Source organism: Ruegeria sp. AN11 (genome assembly GCF_056536005.1).
This window is the reverse complement of record NZ_JBQFJD010000001.1, coordinates 1,090,657-1,109,578: the sequence shown is the minus strand read 5'-3', so window position 1 is coordinate 1,109,578 and position 18,922 is coordinate 1,090,657. Positions and strand designations below refer to the sequence as shown.

Below are 18,922 nucleotides of genomic sequence, written 5' to 3'. Positions count from 1 at the left end.
GCAGATGACTGCCCTGTTGGTTGCGGCCCTGAATACGACGCGGACCGCCGGGGGGCAAGATCAGATGGAAAGCGCCTGAAGACGGTCGAACAAACGTTCGATACCGACGCGGTCGATGTTGGCAAAAGCGATGCGAACCTGCCGTTGGCCCGCCGCATCCTCAGTGGGTGTGAACATGGTACCTGGCAACAGCAGAACACCAGCCTCGGCCACCAGCTTTTGGGCAAACTCATCTGACGGAATGTCGAATGGATGTTCAAGATATGCGAAATACGCCCCCAGACCAAGCAATCGCCAGCCCCTGGCCGTCAGTCTGGGCATCTCTTCCGCGATGGCTGCACGGCGATCCAGGATTTCATCACGTTCAGACGCAAGCCATTGTGACAGGTTCTGCATCCCCCACAGCGCGGCGAACTGGCCGATCTGACTCGGGCAAATAGCAACCGTGTCCAGAAACTTTTCGATCTCGGCCAAAAGTTGCGGACTTGCCGCGATGGCTCCGACCCGGTGGCCGGTCAGACGGAAGGCCTTGGAAAACGAGTAGAGATGAACAAATGTATCCTGCCAATCGGGCTGACGGAACAGTTCATGCGGAGCACCGGACCGGCTGTCGAAATCCCGATAGGTCTCGTCCACCAACAGTTTGATGCCGGCCTCACGCGCAAGATCATAGAACGCCCCAACCAGTTCCGAGGGGTATTCGACGCCGCCTGGATTGTTCGGAGTGACCAGCGCAATCGCGCGTGTCTTTTCGGTGATCAGGTCTCGGGCCCGGGCCACGTCCGGCAGCAGATCATCACCCGTGGGAAGATCAACAGCCCGCACACCAGCCATGTCGAGCCACATTTTATGATTGAAATACCAAGGGGTTGGCAGGATAACCTCGTCCCCCTGATCCGTGATCGCGGCGATCACAGCAGAAAATGCCTGATTGCATCCTGATGTGATTGCGACCTGTTCCGTGTCGACATGGGACTGATAATGTGCCCCGATCTGGCGGGCCAGCTCTGTGCGAAGGTCGGTATTGCCCAATACAGGCCCGTAAAGATGGGCGCTGTTTTCGGAAATCGCGAACTCTGCCATTGCCTTTCGCAGTTCGAGTGGCGGAGGGTCCACCGGCGCGGCCTGACTGACATTGATCAGAGGCCGGTCTTCGGGAAACTCGACGCCTTCCAGCCAGCGTCGCGCCTCCATCACCGGAGGGGCGAAAGTGGCGGTGGTGCGTGTATGTGTCATGCGGTTTTTGCGAGGCACTGCCCCGCGCTCCGAGGTATTTTGAACAGAAGAAACCGCGGCGTGGGATCAATCGGTGCCGCGATAAGGCTCGACATATTGCAGGGCCATGTCCCAGGGGAAGAAAATCCACGTGTCCTGGCTGACCTCGGTGATGAAGGTGTCCACCATCGGACGACCTTTGGGCTTGGCGTAGACTGTGGCGAAATGCGCGTTGGGATACATGTCGCGTACAAGTTCCAGCGTTTTGCCGCTGTCGACCAGATCGTCGATGATCAGCACACCAGTTCCGTCGCTCATCAGCTTGGCATCCGGTGCCTTGAGCACTTCGGCCTCGCCTTGTTCCTGATGATGGTACGAGCGGACGCTGATCGTATCGACCGTGCGAATATCCAGTTCCCGGCTGACGATCATCGCAGGAGCCATACCGCCCCGAGTGATGGCCACGACCGCACGCCAGGCGCCGTCGTCGGGCCCCTGGCCATCGAGACGCCACGCCAGGGCGCGGGAATCGCGGTGAATCTGGTCCCAGCTGATATGAAACCCTTTTTCGTGCGGCAAGCGGTCTTTGGCGCTCATCTGATCAACCCTTTTCAATATCCGGCGCATCGACGGCTTTCATGCCGACGATGTGATACCCCGAATCCACGTGCAGATTTTCACCGGTTACACCGCTGCTGAGGTCGGACAACAGGTATAGGGCGGATTTGCCGACATCGTCGATGGTCACGTTCCGGCGCAGGGGCGAATTATATTCGTTCCACTTCATAATATAGCGGAAATCGCCGATACCGCTGGCCGCCAGTGTTTTGATCGGACCCGCGGAAATAGCGTTTACGCGAATCCCGTCCTTACCCAGGTCTTCAGCCAGATATTTGACCGATGCCTCCAGCGCGGCCTTGGCGACGCCCATCACGTTGTAGTGCGGCATCACCTGCTCGGCCCCGTAATAGGTCAGCGTGATTGCGCTGCCGCCTTCGGACATCAGTTTTTCTGCGCGTTGCATCACTGCGGTGAAGGAATAGACCGACACGTCCATCGTCAGGTTGAAATTAGCCCGCGACGTATCGACATAGCGCCCGCGCAGTTCGTTCTTGTCCGAGAATCCGATGGCATGGACGATAAAGTCCAGCTTGCCCCATTTTTCAGAAAGCTGCGCGAACAACCCGTCAATGGATGCCTCATCACTGACGTCACAGGGCAACACGATATCGCTGCCCAACTGGGCCGCCAGTGGGTCAACCCGTTTTTTCAACGCATCGCCCTGATACGAGAACGCCAGCTCAGCGCCTGCTTCGGACAGGGCGCGGGCGATTCCCCATGCGATTGATTTGTCATTGGCCAGTCCCATGATGAGGCCGCGTTTTCCGGCCATCAACTGATTAGACATATTTGGATCTCCGCCTGTCCCGGTTTTATCAGAGTGGTTTAGGCCATTGGATGCGCTGCTTCAAGGCTGAGCGGGTCTTGCCCGCAGCGGGTTCTCGCCTTAGGGTCGTCAACATTACTTTCCAGGGGATGGAAATGAACGAGCGTAGCGGCATTTTTGCCGGAACTGATCCGTTTGAATTGGCGGAGCGGTGGCTGGGCGAGGCCAGAGAGTCTGAACCTAACGATCCGAATGCGATTGCTTTGGCGACCGTAGATTCGGACGGGATGCCCAATGTGCGCATGGTTCTGCTTAAGGAAATCGAGCCGGACGCCTTTGTATTCTACACGAACTATGAAAGCGCCAAGGCGGTCGAACTGGAAAGTGCCGGCAAAGCGGCTTTTGTCATGCACTGGAAATCCTTGCGGCGGCAGATCCGAGTTCGTGGTACAATATCGCGCGAGGATGGTCCGAAGGCGGATGAATACTATGCCTCGAGATCACTGAAAAGCCGTTTGGGGGCCTGGGCTTCCAAACAATCGCAGCCGCTGAGCAGCCGATCGGTTCTGATGGCGGAAGTGGCAAAAGTAACGGCGAAGCTTGGACCCAATCCGCCACGCCCGCCGTTCTGGGGCGGGTATCGGTTGGAGCCGACGGAAATCGAGTTTTGGGCCGATGGTGCATTTCGTTTGCATGATCGGTTCAGATGGCGGCGGGATCAATCGGGTTCCGCGTGGCAAGTGCAGAGGTTGAATCCATGACGTTCGCGTATCGTGAAATGCAACACGCAGAAAACAATGATTTTTTTCAGCTTGAATTTGCGCGCCATTCCCATACACATCAAACCCTTAACGAAGTGCTAATTTTCGCGATGGGAAAACAGTGCCAGAAGATCTGAACAACATGTACCGCGTACGTGGACACGTTAAATGGTTCGATCCCGCAAAGGGGTACGGATTTGTTGTGTCCGACGAAGGCGGCCCGGATATTCTGTTGCATGTGAACGTGTTGCGCAATTTCGGGCAAAGCTCGGTCGCCGATGGCGCCGGTATCGAGATTATGACGCATCGCACTGATCGCGGAGTTCAGGCGGTCGAAGTCGTGAGCGTCGATCCTCCCGCACGTGCAGATGCCATGCTGCTGGCCGATTTCGCCGATCTTGACCCGGTCGTGATTGCCAACGCACCGCTTGAGGCGGCGCGCGTCAAATGGTTCGACAAGGGCAAGGGCTTTGGCTTTGCAAATGTCTTTGGCCGTGATGAAGACGTTTTTCTTCACATTGAGGTTCTGCGCCGGTCCGGGCTGGCCGATCTTCAGCCGGGCGAGGCCCTGGCGATGCGTGTCATCGACGGCAAGCGGGGACGTATGGCGGCGCAGGTTCTGGCCTGGGAAGCTGCTCTGGACGCATAAGTGCCAATGATCAGGTTTCTCTCGGTTCTCATTATTCTTTCAGTAATGTGGGCTGAAACCGCGTTGGCGGCCTGTCGGGAAGACAGGATCTATGTCCGGAACGACAAAACTCACATTCGGTTTGATATCGAACTTGCGATCTCGCCTCAGGACCGTGCGCGCGGATTGATGTTTCGGGAATCACTGCCGACACAGTCGGGGATGCTGTTTGTCTTCGATCCGCCGCAACCCGTGGCGTTCTGGATGAAGAACACGCTGATTCCCTTGGACATGATTTTTCTGGATCAGTCCGGGTCCGTAATGAAAGTGCACCACAATGCGGTTCCGGGTGATCTGACCCCTGTCGACGGCGGGGGTAAGGTATTTGCGGTATTGGAAATTAATGCCGGTCTCGCGGCGCGGTACCTGATAACGCCCGGTTCCCAGATGCGGCACAAAGTTTTTTCGCGCGGACCTGCGATTTGGCCCTGTTAGGGCTTTTCAAATCAAATCGGCACGTTTAGGAAGGCGCACGGTCCGGGGCGTGGCGCAGTCTGGTAGCGCACCTGTTTTGGGTACAGGGGGTCGTAGGTTCGAATCCTGCCGCCCCGACCACTTCCAAGATTAAATTGGGTTTCCACCAAATTCGGTGTACAGCCGCGAAAAATCGCGATTAACCATCTCGCTTTGCACTGGAATCTTCACGGTCTTCCCACTTTTCTGCGGAACCAAAAAAAACAACTCGGCATCAACCCGATAGCCAGCCTGGATCTTGCTGGAATGCAAATAGGTCACGATCTGCGGCAGGTTCTGAGGATAACCGTCAAAGTTGAGAATCAGATAGGCCGTCATGTCGGGGGGCAGCAACTCGCGGCATTCGACGGTGTTTCGGTCGGTTTTTACATATTTGTTGCCAGGGCCCGCGCAGTCGGTTTCAAACGCACTGAACAGCTTTTGGGGATACTCCGGGAATTCAGCGCTGCGCGATGACGGGGACGTGTCTTGTGGTGTGCAGGACACGATCAGCGCGGCAACAGGCAGCAAATGAAGCAGATTCATATGTAAAACCAACAGGGTTCAGATTTTAGCGATGATTTCACTATGGCATGGGACCGGCGCGCGGGACGATGATTCTCTGGCCCGAGCATTAACATCGTGTTGCTTGATCATTGGCCGATAACCATGGCGAGAAAAAAGAGAAATCAATTTGAGCCGCCCGGCGGTCGGGTCCCTCGTGGAAGCGTCTTACCTGTGGAGGAATCGTGGACAAGTGAATTGCGAGTTCCTCATGGGATGAGGTCAACATAAAAGATTTGAAAAAAGATCGAAAAAGCCCGTTGACCACATATGGGTATATACGTCAGATTGTATGGGCCGAAAGACGTGCCACAATATCTGGTAGGCACTTACCAGAATAAGGCAACGGGCGAGGGACGGAAAGCATACCAATGCCACGTGCAGCCGAATTGTTCGGCTATGCGCTGTCAAAGGCAGCGACCGATACCCTTTTGTCCGGAAATCGGTGGCAGGCGGTCGACACCCCGCAAACAAGATTTGGTGTCGAAAACCGAAAATTAAGCTGGTTGTAGCTAGGGCGGCGGACATGAAGATTGACAGAAAATTCACCAAATCCGGGCAGGATGCATATGCAGATCTGGAGTTTGTTTCGGCAACATCCGAAATCCGCAACCCGGATGGGACAATTGTTTTCCGTCTCGAGAATATCGAAATCCCTTCAAGCTGGAGCCAGGTTGCCAGCGATGTCATCGCCCAAAAATATTTCCGCAAGGCTGGTGTTCCGTCCAAGCTGAAGAAAGTCAAAGAAAAGGACGTTCCCGAATTCCTGTGGCGCTCGGTTCCCGCTGAAGACGCTGAGTTTGACGGAGAAATCTCGTCCAAGCAGGTGTTCGACCGTCTGGCCGGCGCTTGGGCGTATTGGGGCTGGAAAGGCGGTTATTTCTCGACCGAGGATGACGCGCGCGCTTACTTTGATGAGATGCGCTATATGCTGGCGACCCAGCGCGCAGCACCGAACAGCCCGCAGTGGTTTAACACCGGTCTGCATTGGGCCTACGGGATCGACGGCCCGGCGCAGGGTCACCATTATGTCGACTACAAAACCGGCAAGCTGACCAAATCCAAATCCGCTTATGAACATCCGCAGCCGCACGCGTGCTTCATCCAGTCCGTTGATGATGATCTGGTGAACGAAGGCGGCATCATGGATCTGTGGGTGCGCGAGGCGCGCCTGTTCAAATATGGTTCGGGTACCGGGACCAACTTCAGCCATCTGCGTGCAGAAGGTGAGGCGCTGTCGGGTGGTGGCAAGTCCTCGGGCCTCATGGGCTTTCTCAAGATCGGCGACCGCGCCGCTGGCGCGATCAAATCAGGCGGGACAACCCGTCGAGCAGCAAAGATGGTGATCGTCGATGCAGATCACCCGGACATCGAGCAATTCATCGAATGGAAGGTGATCGAAGAGCAGAAGGTGGCCTCGATCGTTGCCGGATCGAAGATGCACGAGAAGATGCTGAACGGCATTTTCGAGGCCATCCGCAGCTGGGACGGCGCGCAAGACGACGCGTACGACCCCAACAAGAATGACAGGCTGAAGAAAGCGGTGCGCGAGGCGAAGAAAGTCGCGATCCCAGAGACTTACATCAAGCGTGTGCTGGATTACGCCCGGCAGGGCCACGATAGCATCGAGTTCCCGACCTACGACACAGACTGGGACTCGGAAGCCTATAGCTCGGTTTCGGGTCAGAACTCGAACAATTCCATCCGCGTGACCAACGCGTTCCTGACTGCTGTTGAGAAAGACGCTGATTGGGAGTTGATCAACCGGACGGATGGCAAGGTCGCCAAGACCGTCAAAGCACGCGATCTGTGGGAAAAGGTAGGCCACGCCGCATGGGCCTGCGCTGACCCGGGCATCCAGTTTCACGACACCGTGAACGAATGGCACACTTGCCCCGAAGATGGTGAGATTCGCGGCTCGAACCCGTGCTCGGAATACATGTTCCTCGACGACACGGCCTGTAACCTGGCCTCGTTGAACCTGCTGACCTTCCTCAAGGATGGTGAGTTCCAGGCGGCGGACTATATGCACGCTTCGCGCCTGTGGACGCTGACGCTGGAAATCTCGGTGACGATGGCGCAGTTCCCGTCGAAGGAAATCGCGCAACTGTCCTATGACTTCCGCACCTTGGGTCTGGGTTATGCCAACATCGGCGGCCTGTTGATGAACATGGGCTACAGCTATGACTCGGATGAGGGGCGTTCGATCTGCGGCGCGTTGACTGCGATCATGACTGGTGTGGCTTATGCGACCTCGGCCGAGATTGCCGGAGAGCTTGGCCCGTTTAAGGGTTACGAGCGTAACGCCGACCATATGCTGCGCGTTATCCGCAACCACCGCCGCGCGTCGCAGGGTGTGACCGAGGGCTATGAGAAGCTGGCCGTGAAGCCGGTACCTCTCGACCACGGAAACTGCCCGGATAAGCGTCTGATTGATCTGGCCATGTCGGCCTGGGATGAAGCGCTGAGTCTTGGTGAGAAGAACGGTTATCGCAACGCGCAGGCGACCGTGATCGCACCGACCGGCACCATCGGTTTGGTGATGGATTGCGACACTACCGGGATCGAGCCTGACTTCGCTCTGGTCAAGTTCAAGAAACTGGCCGGTGGTGGTTACTTCAAGATCATCAACCGCTCGGTGCCGTCGGCGTTGGAAAAGCTGGGCTATTCCTCGTCTCAGATCGAAGAGATCGTGGGTTACGCGGTTGGTCACGGCACCATCGGCAACGCGCCGGGGATTAACCACACCTCGCTGACCGGACATGGCTTTGGTCCGAATGAATTGGCCAAAGTGGACGCCGCGCTGGAAAGCGCTTTTGATATCCGGTTCGTGTTCAACCAGTGGACGCTGGGTGAGGACTTCTGCACCGGCGTTCTGGGCATCCCGGCGACCAAGCTGAATGACCCGACATTCGATCTGCTGCGCCATCTGGGCTTTACCAAAGCGGATATCGACGCGGCGAACGACCATGTCTGCGGAACCATGACGCTGGAAGGTGCGCCGCATCTGAAAGAAGAACACTATTCGATCTTCGACTGCGCCAACCCGTGCGGCAAGAAAGGCAAGCGTTTCCTTGGGGTTGATAGCCACATCACCATGATGGCGGCGGCGCAAAGCTTCATCTCGGGTGCGATCAGTAAAACGATCAACATGCCGAATGACGCAACCATCGAGGATTGCCAGAAGGCATATGAATTGTCGTGGTCGTTGGGTGTGAAGGCCAACGCGCTGTATCGCGACGGCTCGAAACTGTCGCAGCCTCTGGCCGCGGCGCTGGTCGAGGATGACGACGAAGCGGCAGAAGTGCTGGAGAGCGGATCGGCACAGGAGAAAGCCGTTGTTCTGGCCGAGAAAGTGATCGAGAAGGTTGTGGTCAAAGAGATGATCCGCAGCCATCGCGAGAAACTGCCGCATCGCCGCAAGGGTTATACCCAGAAGGCGATCGTGGGCGGGCACAAGGTTTATCTGCGAACGGGTGAGTTCGAAGACGGTAAACTCGGCGAGATTTTCATCGATATGCACAAGGAAGGTGCTGGCTTCCGTGCGATGATGAACAACTTTGCCATCGCCGTGTCGGTTGGCCTGCAATACGGCGTACCGCTGGAAGAGTTCGTCGATGCCTTCACCTTCACCAAGTTTGAACCGGCGGGGATGGTACAGGGCAACGACTCGATCAAGAACGCGACGTCGATCCTGGATTACATCTTCCGCGAACTGGCGGTGTCTTATCTCGACCGCACCGACCTGGCCCATGTGAAGCCCGAAGGCGCAACCTTTGATGATCTGGGTCGAGGAGAGGAAGACGGGTTGTCGAACGTTTCGGAAATCAGCGAAACTGCGGCGTCCAAGTCCTTGGAAGTACTGAAGCAAATCAGTTCGACTGGCTACCTTCGCAAGCGATTGCCGCAGGACCTGATGGTGTTCAATGGCGGGCAGTCCGGCGCGAACGGCATGGCCGAATCTGCAGCACAATTTGCGGCACCGGTTGCGGAGACAGCCGTTGCGACCAGCATGGACGCCCGTACGAAGGCAAAGATGCAGGGATACGAGGGTGACCCGTGCGGAGAATGCGGAAACTACACGCTGGTGCGCAATGGCACCTGCATGAAATGCAACACCTGTGGCGCGACAAGCGGGTGTAGCTGAAGTTTAGCGCCCTGGCACCCCGGGGCGCAGGGGTCGGATGCTGCCTCAGTGACCGGCCCCGACGAATACGGAGAAAGGCTCTGAGACTTACCAACTGACCTTTCTCTACTCGGCCGACATGCCCGTGTTGGCCGGGAACAGGGTGGGGCGGAATATCGGTCCTTCCCACTCTTTCACGGGGCGGGTGCGCTCGTCCCATGCGCAGTCCAGGCCGCAGGCAAAAAAACACCGGGCGGTCAACGATACGAGCCTGGAAGGCGAAACTGACAGGGGGCTTCGGCCCCCTTTCTTTTTTGACCTGAGCAAAGCCTTGCCGGAATGCGCTCCTGTCATCGGGCAAGATCCGCCGAACAGAACCTCGAGTGTTTTTCTTGGCGGTGGACCGCAGATGCGACTCTGCAAAACACGCAATGATTGGCCTTAATTGCACACCCTCAACCATTGCGAGTGACAGAAGACGTCACTCGGGTGTTTCTGGGGCCTGTCCGGACAGAAAACAGACAACAAAACTCTCAGGAGGCACCGAAATGAAACGCCAAAATCTGGCTGTATTCTCAGCAATCGTACTTGGATTGCCCACACTGGCCGTCGCTCAATCCTCAGTGGACACAAACGGGGATGGCGTACTGACAATCGAAGAAGTGCAGGCAATTCTGCCCGATGTCGACGCAGACGGGTTCTCGGCCATGGATGCAAATGGCGACGGCGCGCTGGATCAGGCCGAGATTGCCGTCGCACAGGAAGCGGGTTTGCTTCCATCCAGTGACGGCTAAATCCGGGTGCGGGAAAGCGGCCTGAGCATTTCAGGCCGCTTTTCAGTGTCTCATATCGGCAAGTGAATGTTGAATCTGCTTCGAAGTTCAGCATCCAACAGCGGGTCGAATTGTGCCGGCGACGGTGCTGACAGGATTTCCTCTTTTCGCTTGATCGCTTTCTCAATCAGATCAGGTTTGCCGAGTTCCACCCATTCCTTGGGTGAGGAGCGATCTCCGAAGGTCGGATAGACATAATCTGCCTGCATGCGGCTGAGCGTTGCATCCGTGCCAAGATAGTGACCCGGTCCGCCCATGCAGACGGCCGCCATCTGGTCCAGCGCCAAAGTTTCGTCCGTCACTTCGATCCCGCGCACGCAGCGCTGCGCCTGGCCGATCAGGTCATCACTGAGGATCAGGCTTTCGAAGCAGAATCCCAACAATGAGGCGTGCATTCCAGCCGCTTCGTAGACCATGTTCAGGCCCGACAATCCGGCCATAACGTTCGAGCACATCTGCTCCCACCCGGCCTGCATGTCCGGCAGTTTCGCATCCGATGCTCCGGCGGCGGCACCGCCCGGAAGGTCGTAGAACCTGTGCATCTGGGCGCAGCCTGCGGTCAGAAGGGCCTGTTCACCCGAACCGATTGACATCGCGCCGGTGCGCAGGTCCAGACCAAAGGGCCAGGTGCCAAAAACGGCTGGCGCACCGGGTTTGACGGCATTGACGTAAACCAGACCGGCCAGGCATTCCGCCGTTGCCTGAGTGATTGCGCCCGCAATCGTCGAGGGCGCAGTTGCCCCGGCCATTCCCGCCGACAGCAGCAGGACCGGCATCCCGGCCTTAATGCATTCTTCCATGACTTCGCAGCTTTCCGTTGCGAATTTCATTGGCGGAACGACAAAGCAGTTCGAGTTGGACATGAACGGCCGCTCGCGCCATTTGTCCTCGCCGCCCGCGATCATGTGCAGCATTTCTATCGCCGGGGCCACATGGCTGGGTTCGGTAAAGGATGTGCCGATATGTTTGAACGTGCCCGAGGTCGTGGCGTAGACCGTGTTCAGATCCATCTCAAGGTTGTCCGCAATATCGCGGCAAACCATCGGACGCTGCACAAAGTGAATGTTGTCAAGCTGCTGGCAGATGCGTGATGCGTCATGCAGATCCTGCACGGTCGAATCGCGGTATTCCTGACCATGTACATCGACCATGCTGACAGCAGCGCCGGCCGTGCCGTAATGAACACGCGTGCCTGACAGTTCCAGATCGGTCTTTCCATCCCGGCTGTAAAGCGTCACGGAACGATTGGCTTTGGCGATGGTATCTTCCACCAGCGCACGCGGGAACCGGATGCGACCGTCATCACCCAGGGTACAGCCTGCGGCAACAAGATAATCGATCCCGCTTTGCGGCGCATCCGCAAGGCCAATCGTTTCCAGCGCTGTCAGCGCAGCTTCGTGAATGCGTTCCAACTGTGCCTGAGTCAGCACGTTCAGGGTGCCGCCCTCCATTCCGGGCCGCACGGGGCGCAGGTGATCGGGCAGGGCAGAGGCACGGGCGGCACGGCGCGCGGAGCGTCCGCCGCTGCGAGAGGAAGTACGGGTTTGGTCGTTCATGTGTTTGGTCCGGGTTAAGAGCTGTTCCTGAAGAGTGGCTTAATTCACCCTCAGAATGGCCTTCCCCGCGCCGCACGTCCGCGGTCCGCACCAATGGTGCGGCTGATCAAGCGGATTTTCCAGTAGTCGCTTTTCATGCGGACCTCTTTCGTTGGCCGTAGTTATCCTTCACCCGGCGACATGATCTGTCCTGTTTGCGACCCAAACTTAGAAATAGGTCGCCATTGCTCCCTTTCTTTGTCGAAAGGGTTTCAGCGTGAGATTTCTTCCCGTTCGGGTGGAAATCTGATATAGTCGGATCACTATTTATTAACCTGTCTGTTGTCAGAATTGAAATATCGGTTCTCGGACCCAATGTTCGGGTAAATGGTTTGTAAGCGCCTCGAAATTCCCGCTCATCGGGGCTGTAACATGTTGGAGACGTGAATGAAATTCAGCACGGCCCTCATTGTCGCAGTGACAATGTTAAGCGCCGTCCCGGCAGTCGCCGAGGATTGGACCGGGGGTTATGCAGGATTCAGCTTTGGGTATACTGAAGCGGATGGCCCCAACGGATCCAGCGGTGACGATTCCAGTTTTGGACTCCATGTCGGCTATGACCACGATTTCGGAAGCTTCGTTCTGGGAAGCGAATTGGAATACAATCACCTGTCGCTGAGCCTAGGTCAGGGGGAAGGGACATTAGACAGTCTGACACGGCTGAAACTGCGCGGCGGGTACGATTTCGGACCGGCGCTGGGGTATGTAGTGGTTGGGGCCGCACGGATCGATACCTCCGCCGACAATGACACAGCAGCGGTCTACGGAATTGGCGTTGCCTATCCGGTCAATGACAGATTTATCATCAGTGGCGAGGCGCTACGTCAGAATTTTGACAACGTGACCCGATCAAATGGCAGTCTTGGCGCCAACACGTTCAATCTGCGAACGACCTTCCGGTTCTGATCACTGGTTCGGCTTCTCCCGGGAGCGTTCATTGCCAAATCACGCAGTGTTTGCAGCGCTGCAATCAAGAGGTCGTTTGCGATCGTCATCGCAACCCGGATGTGACCAGCCGCAACGCTGCCCAAGCTCTCACCTTGCCTCACCGCAATGGAATGCGTTTCGAGCAGCGCCTTTGCAAATGCCTCACCACTTCGCCTGTTGACACGAACATTCAGCATCAAATACATGTCCCCTGTTCGGGCACCAGCCTGACAACGTTCAGAGTGCTCAACAGTTCGATAGCCAAGGTTCGCCGATTGCGGGCGAGTTCCGAGAATTCCTGTTTCATATCACTGCCCGAGTTCAACGCAATACTCGCGGCGTCCTGAATAGACCCGGGAACACCATTCATGGTGTGTGTTGCCAGATTAACCAGTTGGGTGTTGACGTCTTCAATCTCGACGATCCAACTGCGGCGCGAACCTGTCGTAAAATGTGATTTGGACATTGAGCCGACGACTAAGATGCGTTCGGCCATACCCGGCTCAGTACGAGGCGAAATATGGACGCCACCCCAAACCTGAGTATCATCGACTTCGTCCGAAATCAGTCAAAGGTCGCGTGTTCGGCAAATATCAGAGATGCTTTGAAACGGGTCGGCGGAAAAGACCGCTCCGGTTGGGTTGGTGGGCAAGGTTGATCTGCAAGGACAACGCCCCCGTCGGCTGCGGTATCGCTCCGTTCTGGGCGTGGCGCGAACTCGTTTTCCGGCCGGGTCTGAATCGCGTTGTATTGTCAATCAGCTACGAGGTGGCAACTCAGCCTGTACTTTTTTGGTAAGCGATTTGCGCACAATGTCATAGGAAGCGGTCAGCCGGTGGCGCATCTCGTCGGCATCCGTTTCCCATGGCAGCAGCAACCAGCTGCGGTGGAAATAGGGCGCTTTGGTGCCGACGCCCGCTTCGATCAGCATCTGCGCAGTGTCGACATCAGGGGTTTTTACTGAAACGCCGGTGCCCGCCGTGCCAATGCAGGCAAACATCTTGCCGCCAATCTTCCACGCGTCATGACCGCCACCCCAGGGGTCGGACACTTCCGCTCCGGGTAGGTCACGGCATATGGAGTTCACGAGATCTCGGCTCATACAAGGCAGAGTGCCCCGCCATCCGCGCGATCACAAGCCTTGGCTTGTCGTGCTTTACGTGGTAATCGGTCCTCATGAACCGGATGACCTGCATCATTATCTGCTGCATTACCTGCTGATTTCTCGAGCGGGCCGGTTTCTTTCGTTTTCATCCCTGAGACAAGTTGCTAAGCCCGCGCCAACGCGCAAGCTACTGCTGTTTCTTAGGAGCCCACCAGATGACGACCATCAGACTGCACAACACACGGACGCGGACGAAGGAAGATTTCGTGCCGATCGATGCCGACAATGTGCGGATGTATGTCTGCGGCCCGACCGTCTATGACCGTGCGCATCTGGGCAATGCCCGGCCCGTGGTGGTGTTCGATGTACTTTATCGATTGCTGCGGCATGTCTACGGCCCGGAACATGTGACCTATGTGCGCAACTTCACGGATGTGGATGACAAGATAAATGCGACGGCACTGGCCCGAAAGCAGGCAGGCGCGTTCGGGTCGCTTGAGCAGTTGGTGCAGGAGCGTTCGGATGAAACCATCGGCTGGTATCTGCACGACATGGGCGCCCTGGGGGCGCTGGAGCCGAACGAGATGCCGCGAGCGACACAATTTGTCGATCAGATGATTGAAATGATCGAAGACCTGATCGCAAAGGGGCACGCTTATGCGGCCGAAGGTCATGTGCTGTTCGCGGTGGACAGCTGGAAGGAAGAATACGGAAACCTGTCTGGGCGGTCGGTCGACGACATGATCGCAGGCGCGCGGGTCGAGGTTGCGCCCTACAAGAAGAATCCGATGGATTTTGTTCTGTGGAAGCCCTCGACCGATGAGTTGCCTGGTTGGGAGTCGCCCTGGGGCCGTGGACGTCCGGGATGGCATATCGAATGCTCGGCCATGGCCTATGAACTCTTGGGCGAAAGCTTCGACATTCATGGGGGCGGCAATGACCTTATGTTCCCGCATCATGAGAACGAAATCGCCCAGAGCAAATGCGCTCATCCGCATGGTGAGTTTGCAAGGGTCTGGCTGCACAATGAGATGCTGCAGGTCGAAGGGAAGAAAATGTCCAAATCGCTGGGTAATTTCTTTACCGTCCATGATCTGCTGGAGCAGGGTGTGCCGGGCGAGGTGATCCGCTTTGTGTTCCTGCAAACTCACTACCGCAAGCCCATGGACTGGACCGAGAAAAAGGCGCGCGAGGCCGAGGGGACGCTGCGGAAATGGCGGACGCTGACAGCGGGCATCGAGCCCGCCGCCAGCGTGACGCCCGCGTTTGTGGAGGCGCTGGCCGATGATCTGAATACTGCGGGTGCCGTCGCGGAACTGCACCGGCTCGCAGCGAAAGGGGACGCTGCTGTTCTGTTGGCTGGCACCCGTCTTCTTGGTCTTCTGACGGATGAGATGGGGGACTGGGCGCATACAGATAGCGTCGATTTGTCCGGCCATGCCGAAAAGCTTGTTCAGGCACGGGCTGCTGCCATGCAGAGCAAGGATTTCGCTGAAGTGGATCGTCTGAAAGCCCTGTACGTTTCAGCAGGCATTGAAGTTCGGATGGGCAAGGATAGTGTCGAATTGGTCCCCGGCGCGGGCTTTGACGCATCCAAGCTGGAAGGTGTGTGATGACCAAGGAACGGCTCTATCTTTATGACACCACCCTGCGCGATGGGCAGCAGACACAGGGCGTTCAGTTCTCGACCGCTGAAAAGGTGCAGATCACACAAGCGCTGGATGCGCTGGGGATTGACTATATCGAAGGCGGCTGGCCGGGTGCCAACCCGACGGACAGTGCGTTTTTCGATGTGGCACCAAAGACTTCGGCCTGTCTGACCGCGTTCGGGATGACCAAACGTTCGGGTCGGTCCGCAGACAATGATGACGTTCTGGCGGCGGTGATGAACGCAGGGACGCAAGCGGTTTGTCTGGTGGGGAAATCACATGATTATCACGTGACCGACGCGCTTGGTATCGACCTTGCGGAAAACACCGAGAACGTGCGCGCCTCGGTCGCGCATGTCGTGGCGCAGGGTCGCGAGGCTTTGTTCGATGCCGAGCATTTCTTTGATGGATACAAGGACAATCCTGACTATGCGATCTCGGTTTGTCGCGCTGCACTGGACGCTGGTGCGCGCTGGGTTGTATTGTGTGACACTAATGGTGGTGCCTTGCCTGCGGAGGTCGGGCGCATCGTTTCCGAGGTGATCGCTGCCGGGCTGCCTAGGGACCGTCTAGGTATTCACACCCATAACGACACGGAAAACGCGGTAGCCTGTTCGCTAGCCGCTGTAGATGCAGGCGCGCGCCAGATACAGGGTACGCTGAACGGATTGGGCGAGCGATGCGGTAACGCCAATCTGACCGCCCTGATTCCTACGCTTTTGCTGAAGGAACCCTATGCCTCGACCTATGAGGTTGGCGTCAGTCACGAAGCTTTGTCAGGTCTGACGCGGATCAGTCGGATGCTGGACGACATATTGAACCGGGTGCCCAGCAAGCAGTCGGCTTATGTCGGGGCCTCAGCCTTCGCGCACAAAGCAGGGCTGCATGCCAGCGCGATTCTTAAGGACCCGTCGACTTATGAACATGTCGACCCGGCGACTGTTGGCAATTCGCGCATCATTCCGATGTCAAACCAGGCCGGGCAATCGAACCTGCGCAAACGCCTGACCGAAGCCGGGCTGACGGTCGAAGCCGGCGATCCGGCGCTGGGGCGCATACTGGAGCGGATCAAGCAGCGCGAGGCGGTTGGGTATTCCTACGACACCGCGCAGGCGAGTTTTGAATTGCTGGCCCGTGCGGAACTGGGGCAACTGCCTCAGTTCTTCGAGGTCAAGCGTTACAAGGTCACGGTTGAGCGGCGCAAGAACAAATACAACAAGATGGTCAGCCTCTCCGAGGCCGTCGTTGTAGTGAAGGTCGACGGGGAAAAGAAACTGTCGGTCAGTGAATCGCTGGACGGCGACGGCAGCGACCGGGGCCCGGTCAACGCCCTCGCCAAGGCGTTGGCCAAGGATCTGGGTCAGTATTCGCGGATACTGAATGACATGCATCTGGTCGACTTCAAGGTGCGCATTACTCAGGGCGGCACCGAGGCGGTCACGCGGGTCATCATCGACAGCGAAGACGGGCAGGGACGTCGATGGTCAACTGTTGGTGTCAGTGCCAACATAGTTGATGCCTCGTTTGAGGCGCTGCTGGATGCGATCCAGTGGAAACTGATACGCGACTGCAATCCGCGTTCGGAAGCGGCAGAGTGAGCGTGCAATTCGACGACGATCTCAAGGCCTGTGCGCAACTGGTGCACCGGGCGGATCCGGATCGATTCATGGCGGCAATGGCCGCCCCGGTTCCTGCACGCGCGGTCCTGTTTCCCATTTACGCACTGAATGTCGAAGTTGCGAGGGCGCCGTGGGTGACGCAAGAGCCGATGATCGCGGAAATGCGCCTGCAATGGTGGCGAGATGCGCTTCAGGAAATCGCCCAAGGCCCGACGGTAAGACGGCATGAGGTCGTGACGCCGCTATCCAGGGTTCTCAGCCCTCATCTGGCCTCGGCTATGGATGAATATGTGGCGGTAAGGCGTTGGGATATATACAAAGACTCTTTCGAAGATGAAGAGCACTTCGATACCTATATCGACCAGAGTGCGGGAACATTGATGGTCGCGTCAGCGCAGGCGCTCGGCGCTGCAGATGAAGCCGTTTTGCGCGATTTTGGCTATGGCGTCGGGGTCGCCAACTGGTTCCGCGCCATCCCCGAGCTTGAGGCGCGCGGCCGCATTCCTTTGTTGAAGGGAACACCCGATGCCGTACGCGCATTGGCGCAGGCTGGGCTGGATCGGCTGAACAGCGCGCGCGCAAGGCGGGCGGATGTTTCAGTGCAGGCCAGACCCGCGCTATTCGCTGGCTGGCAGGCGGACTGGGTGTTGAAGCAGGCGTTGGCGCAGCCTGAACGCGTCGCCAATGGCACATTGTGGCAAGGGGAAGTCAGTCGCCGCGCGTCACTGATGTGGCGGTCCGTCAGCGGTCGCTGGTAATACGTTTGTCAGGCTGTTTCGGCCTCGGCCGGTTTAAGAACCAGCCACAACAATGCGCCACCGGCCAGCGTCAACAATGGGATCATGGCCAGATTGACGGCCGTCCATCCCTCGACCGGTGAACCGCCCGAGCAGTTCATCAGTCCCCCCGATGCCAGCGACGCCAGAGTAACACCGCCAAATACCAGCAGATCGTTCAGTCCCTGCATCCGTCCACGCTCGTTCAAGTCGTGCGAGTCCGCGAGCATGCTGGTCGCGCCGATAAAGCCGAAATTCCAGCCGATCCCGAGCAGGATCAGGGCAACAAAGAAATTGCCAAGCTCAACGCCTTGCAGGGCAACGACGCCGGCCGCTGCCAGAATGGCCAGCCCGAGCGCGACGATCTTTTCAACCCCGAACCGGGCTATCAGTTGGCCGGTGAAAAAGCTGGGGACATACATCGCCAGAACATGGCTGGTCACGATATCCGCCGCGTCATTCGGGCTGAAACCGCAACCTACAACCGCCAGTGGAGTGGATGTCATTACAAGGTTCATCAGCGCATAGGACACCATGGCGCAAATCACCGCCACCGCGATGCGCGGCGTTCTGAGCATTTCGATCCGCGTTCTGCCCTTCGGCGCGTCTTCGGCGGGTTTTTCCGGTGTGGGAATATCGAGGAAAAAGAACAGGGCCGACCCGAATACGTTTACGGTAATCACGGCCAGATAGGTGCCGAGAAATGGAATGACATACGCTTGCGCCGTCAGCTTGACGATCTGGGGTCCTATGATTGCAGCGGCAAGCCCACCAGCCATGACGTAGGAAATCGCCTTCGGACGAAAGCCGTCTGACGCAGTATCGGCGGCGGCAAAACGGTAAAAGCCGTGTGCGCTCATATAGATACCGGTCAGCAGGCTGCCCAGCAGGAAGATCGGGAAAGACCCCAGGTACAGGCCGTACGCCCCGACAACGCCACCACAAGCTCCGGCAGTTGCACCAACAAGAAAACCCACCCGGCGACCCCATTTCTGCATGATCGCCGAGATCGGTGTGGCGGCCAGCATCGACCCCAGCACGATCAGTGAGATAGGCAATGTTGCAAGGCAGGGGTTGCTGGCCAGCGACTGCCCCGCCAACCCGCCGACAATGAACATCATCGGCATTTGCGCGCCCAGAATGGCCTGCGCGGCAACCAGAACCGCTACGTTGCGTTTGGCCTGAGAATTGTCGGGAGAGGCAGTGATCATCGTCATGGGGCAT

General features: G+C 57.5%; 17 protein-coding genes and 1 tRNA gene. 10 read left to right on the top strand and 8 right to left on the bottom strand.

All coding sequences use genetic code 11. The annotated features are described in order from the left end of the window. Positions 1-60 precede the first annotated feature (60 nt). The 3 genes from ACR3EQ_RS05455 to fabI form a co-directional block, all read right to left on the bottom strand. Complete coding sequence (locus tag ACR3EQ_RS05455) at positions 61-1,236, bottom strand: aminotransferase (protein ID WP_170618968.1); 1,176 nt, start codon at positions 1,234-1,236, stop codon at positions 61-63. A 66-nt stretch (positions 1,237-1,302) separates the two neighbouring features. After that, complete coding sequence (gene gpt / locus ACR3EQ_RS05450; RefSeq protein ID WP_170614934.1) at positions 1,303-1,812, bottom strand: xanthine phosphoribosyltransferase; 510 nt, start codon at positions 1,810-1,812, stop codon at positions 1,303-1,305. Between the two features lie 4 nt (positions 1,813-1,816). Then, on the bottom strand, positions 1,817-2,623 hold the full coding sequence (fabI, locus tag ACR3EQ_RS05445; protein WP_170614935.1) for an enoyl-ACP reductase FabI: 807 nt from the start codon (positions 2,621-2,623) through the stop codon (positions 1,817-1,819). 134 nt (positions 2,624-2,757) lie between these two features. On the opposite strand from fabI, the gene pdxH reads away from it, so the two are divergent. From pdxH to ACR3EQ_RS05425, 4 genes are all read left to right on the top strand, one after another. Continuing rightward, positions 2,758-3,363 carry a pyridoxamine 5'-phosphate oxidase gene (gene pdxH, locus ACR3EQ_RS05440; protein ID WP_170618969.1) on the top strand — a complete coding sequence of 202 codons (606 nt, stop codon included), beginning with the start codon at positions 2,758-2,760 and terminating at the stop codon, positions 3,361-3,363. A 142-nt stretch (positions 3,364-3,505) separates the two neighbouring features. Next, complete coding sequence (locus ACR3EQ_RS05435) at positions 3,506-4,012, top strand: cold-shock protein (protein WP_480440326.1); 507 nt, start codon at positions 3,506-3,508, stop codon at positions 4,010-4,012. A gap of 6 nt (positions 4,013-4,018) precedes the next feature. After that, a complete protein-coding gene (locus ACR3EQ_RS05430; RefSeq protein WP_170614938.1) occupies positions 4,019-4,486 on the top strand; it encodes a DUF192 domain-containing protein in 468 nt (155 codons plus the stop codon). Positions 4,487-4,529: 43 nt separating this feature from the next. Continuing rightward, positions 4,530-4,606, top strand: a tRNA-Pro gene (locus tag ACR3EQ_RS05425). Between the two features lie 9 nt (positions 4,607-4,615). Here ACR3EQ_RS05425 and ACR3EQ_RS05420 read toward each other — a convergent pair. After that, on the bottom strand, positions 4,616-5,050 hold the full coding sequence (locus ACR3EQ_RS05420) for a hypothetical protein (RefSeq protein WP_170614939.1): 435 nt from the start codon (positions 5,048-5,050) through the stop codon (positions 4,616-4,618). A 544-nt stretch (positions 5,051-5,594) separates the two neighbouring features. Between ACR3EQ_RS05420 and ACR3EQ_RS05415 the strand changes: the two genes are divergently transcribed. Then, a complete protein-coding gene (locus ACR3EQ_RS05415) occupies positions 5,595-9,215 on the top strand; it encodes a vitamin B12-dependent ribonucleotide reductase (RefSeq protein WP_170614940.1) in 3,621 nt (1,206 codons plus the stop codon). Between the two features lie 527 nt (positions 9,216-9,742). Continuing rightward, complete coding sequence (locus ACR3EQ_RS05410; RefSeq protein ID WP_170614941.1) at positions 9,743-9,988, top strand: penta-EF hand family protein; 246 nt, start codon at positions 9,743-9,745, stop codon at positions 9,986-9,988. Positions 9,989-10,038: 50 nt separating this feature from the next. Here the strand turns inward: ACR3EQ_RS05410 and ACR3EQ_RS05405 are convergent, their stop codons facing one another. Continuing rightward, complete coding sequence (locus tag ACR3EQ_RS05405) at positions 10,039-11,583, bottom strand: trimethylamine methyltransferase family protein (RefSeq protein ID WP_480490022.1); 1,545 nt, start codon at positions 11,581-11,583, stop codon at positions 10,039-10,041. A 426-nt stretch (positions 11,584-12,009) separates the two neighbouring features. Between ACR3EQ_RS05405 and ACR3EQ_RS05400 the strand changes: the two genes are divergently transcribed. Then, positions 12,010-12,528, top strand: a complete 519-nt coding sequence (locus ACR3EQ_RS05400) for a porin family protein (protein WP_170614943.1) — start codon at positions 12,010-12,012, stop codon at positions 12,526-12,528. Positions 12,529-12,745: 217 nt separating this feature from the next. Here ACR3EQ_RS05400 and ACR3EQ_RS05395 read toward each other — a convergent pair whose 3' ends face one another. Both ACR3EQ_RS05395 and ACR3EQ_RS05390 read right to left on the bottom strand, forming a co-directional pair. After that, the gene (locus ACR3EQ_RS05395; RefSeq protein WP_480490020.1) at positions 12,746-13,045 is read right to left on the bottom strand and encodes an aminotransferase class I/II-fold pyridoxal phosphate-dependent enzyme; all 300 of its coding nucleotides are present in this window, start codon (positions 13,043-13,045) and stop codon (positions 12,746-12,748) included. A gap of 261 nt (positions 13,046-13,306) precedes the next feature. Next, the gene (locus ACR3EQ_RS05390) at positions 13,307-13,651 is read right to left on the bottom strand and encodes an MmcQ/YjbR family DNA-binding protein (RefSeq protein ID WP_170614945.1); all 345 of its coding nucleotides are present in this window, start codon (positions 13,649-13,651) and stop codon (positions 13,307-13,309) included. Between the two features lie 218 nt (positions 13,652-13,869). Between ACR3EQ_RS05390 and cysS the strand changes: the two genes are divergently transcribed. The 3 genes from cysS to ACR3EQ_RS05375 are packed head-to-tail and all read left to right on the top strand — an operon-like array spanning position 13,870 to position 17,680. Further along, a complete protein-coding gene (gene cysS / locus ACR3EQ_RS05385; RefSeq protein ID WP_170618970.1) occupies positions 13,870-15,267 on the top strand; it encodes a cysteine--tRNA ligase in 1,398 nt (465 codons plus the stop codon). Continuing rightward, on the top strand, positions 15,267-16,901 hold the full coding sequence (gene cimA, locus ACR3EQ_RS05380; RefSeq protein WP_480490018.1) for a citramalate synthase: 1,635 nt from the start codon (positions 15,267-15,269) through the stop codon (positions 16,899-16,901). The genes cysS and cimA overlap by 1 nt, the downstream gene beginning before the upstream one ends. Before the next feature lie 2 nt (positions 16,902-16,903). Continuing rightward, positions 16,904-17,680, top strand: a complete 777-nt coding sequence (locus ACR3EQ_RS05375; protein WP_170615109.1) for a squalene/phytoene synthase family protein — start codon at positions 16,904-16,906, stop codon at positions 17,678-17,680. A gap of 8 nt (positions 17,681-17,688) precedes the next feature. Here ACR3EQ_RS05375 and ACR3EQ_RS05370 read toward each other — a convergent pair whose 3' ends face one another. Further along, complete coding sequence (locus ACR3EQ_RS05370) at positions 17,689-18,915, bottom strand: MFS transporter (RefSeq protein ID WP_170614948.1); 1,227 nt, start codon at positions 18,913-18,915, stop codon at positions 17,689-17,691. Between the last annotated feature and the right edge of the window lie 7 nt (positions 18,916-18,922).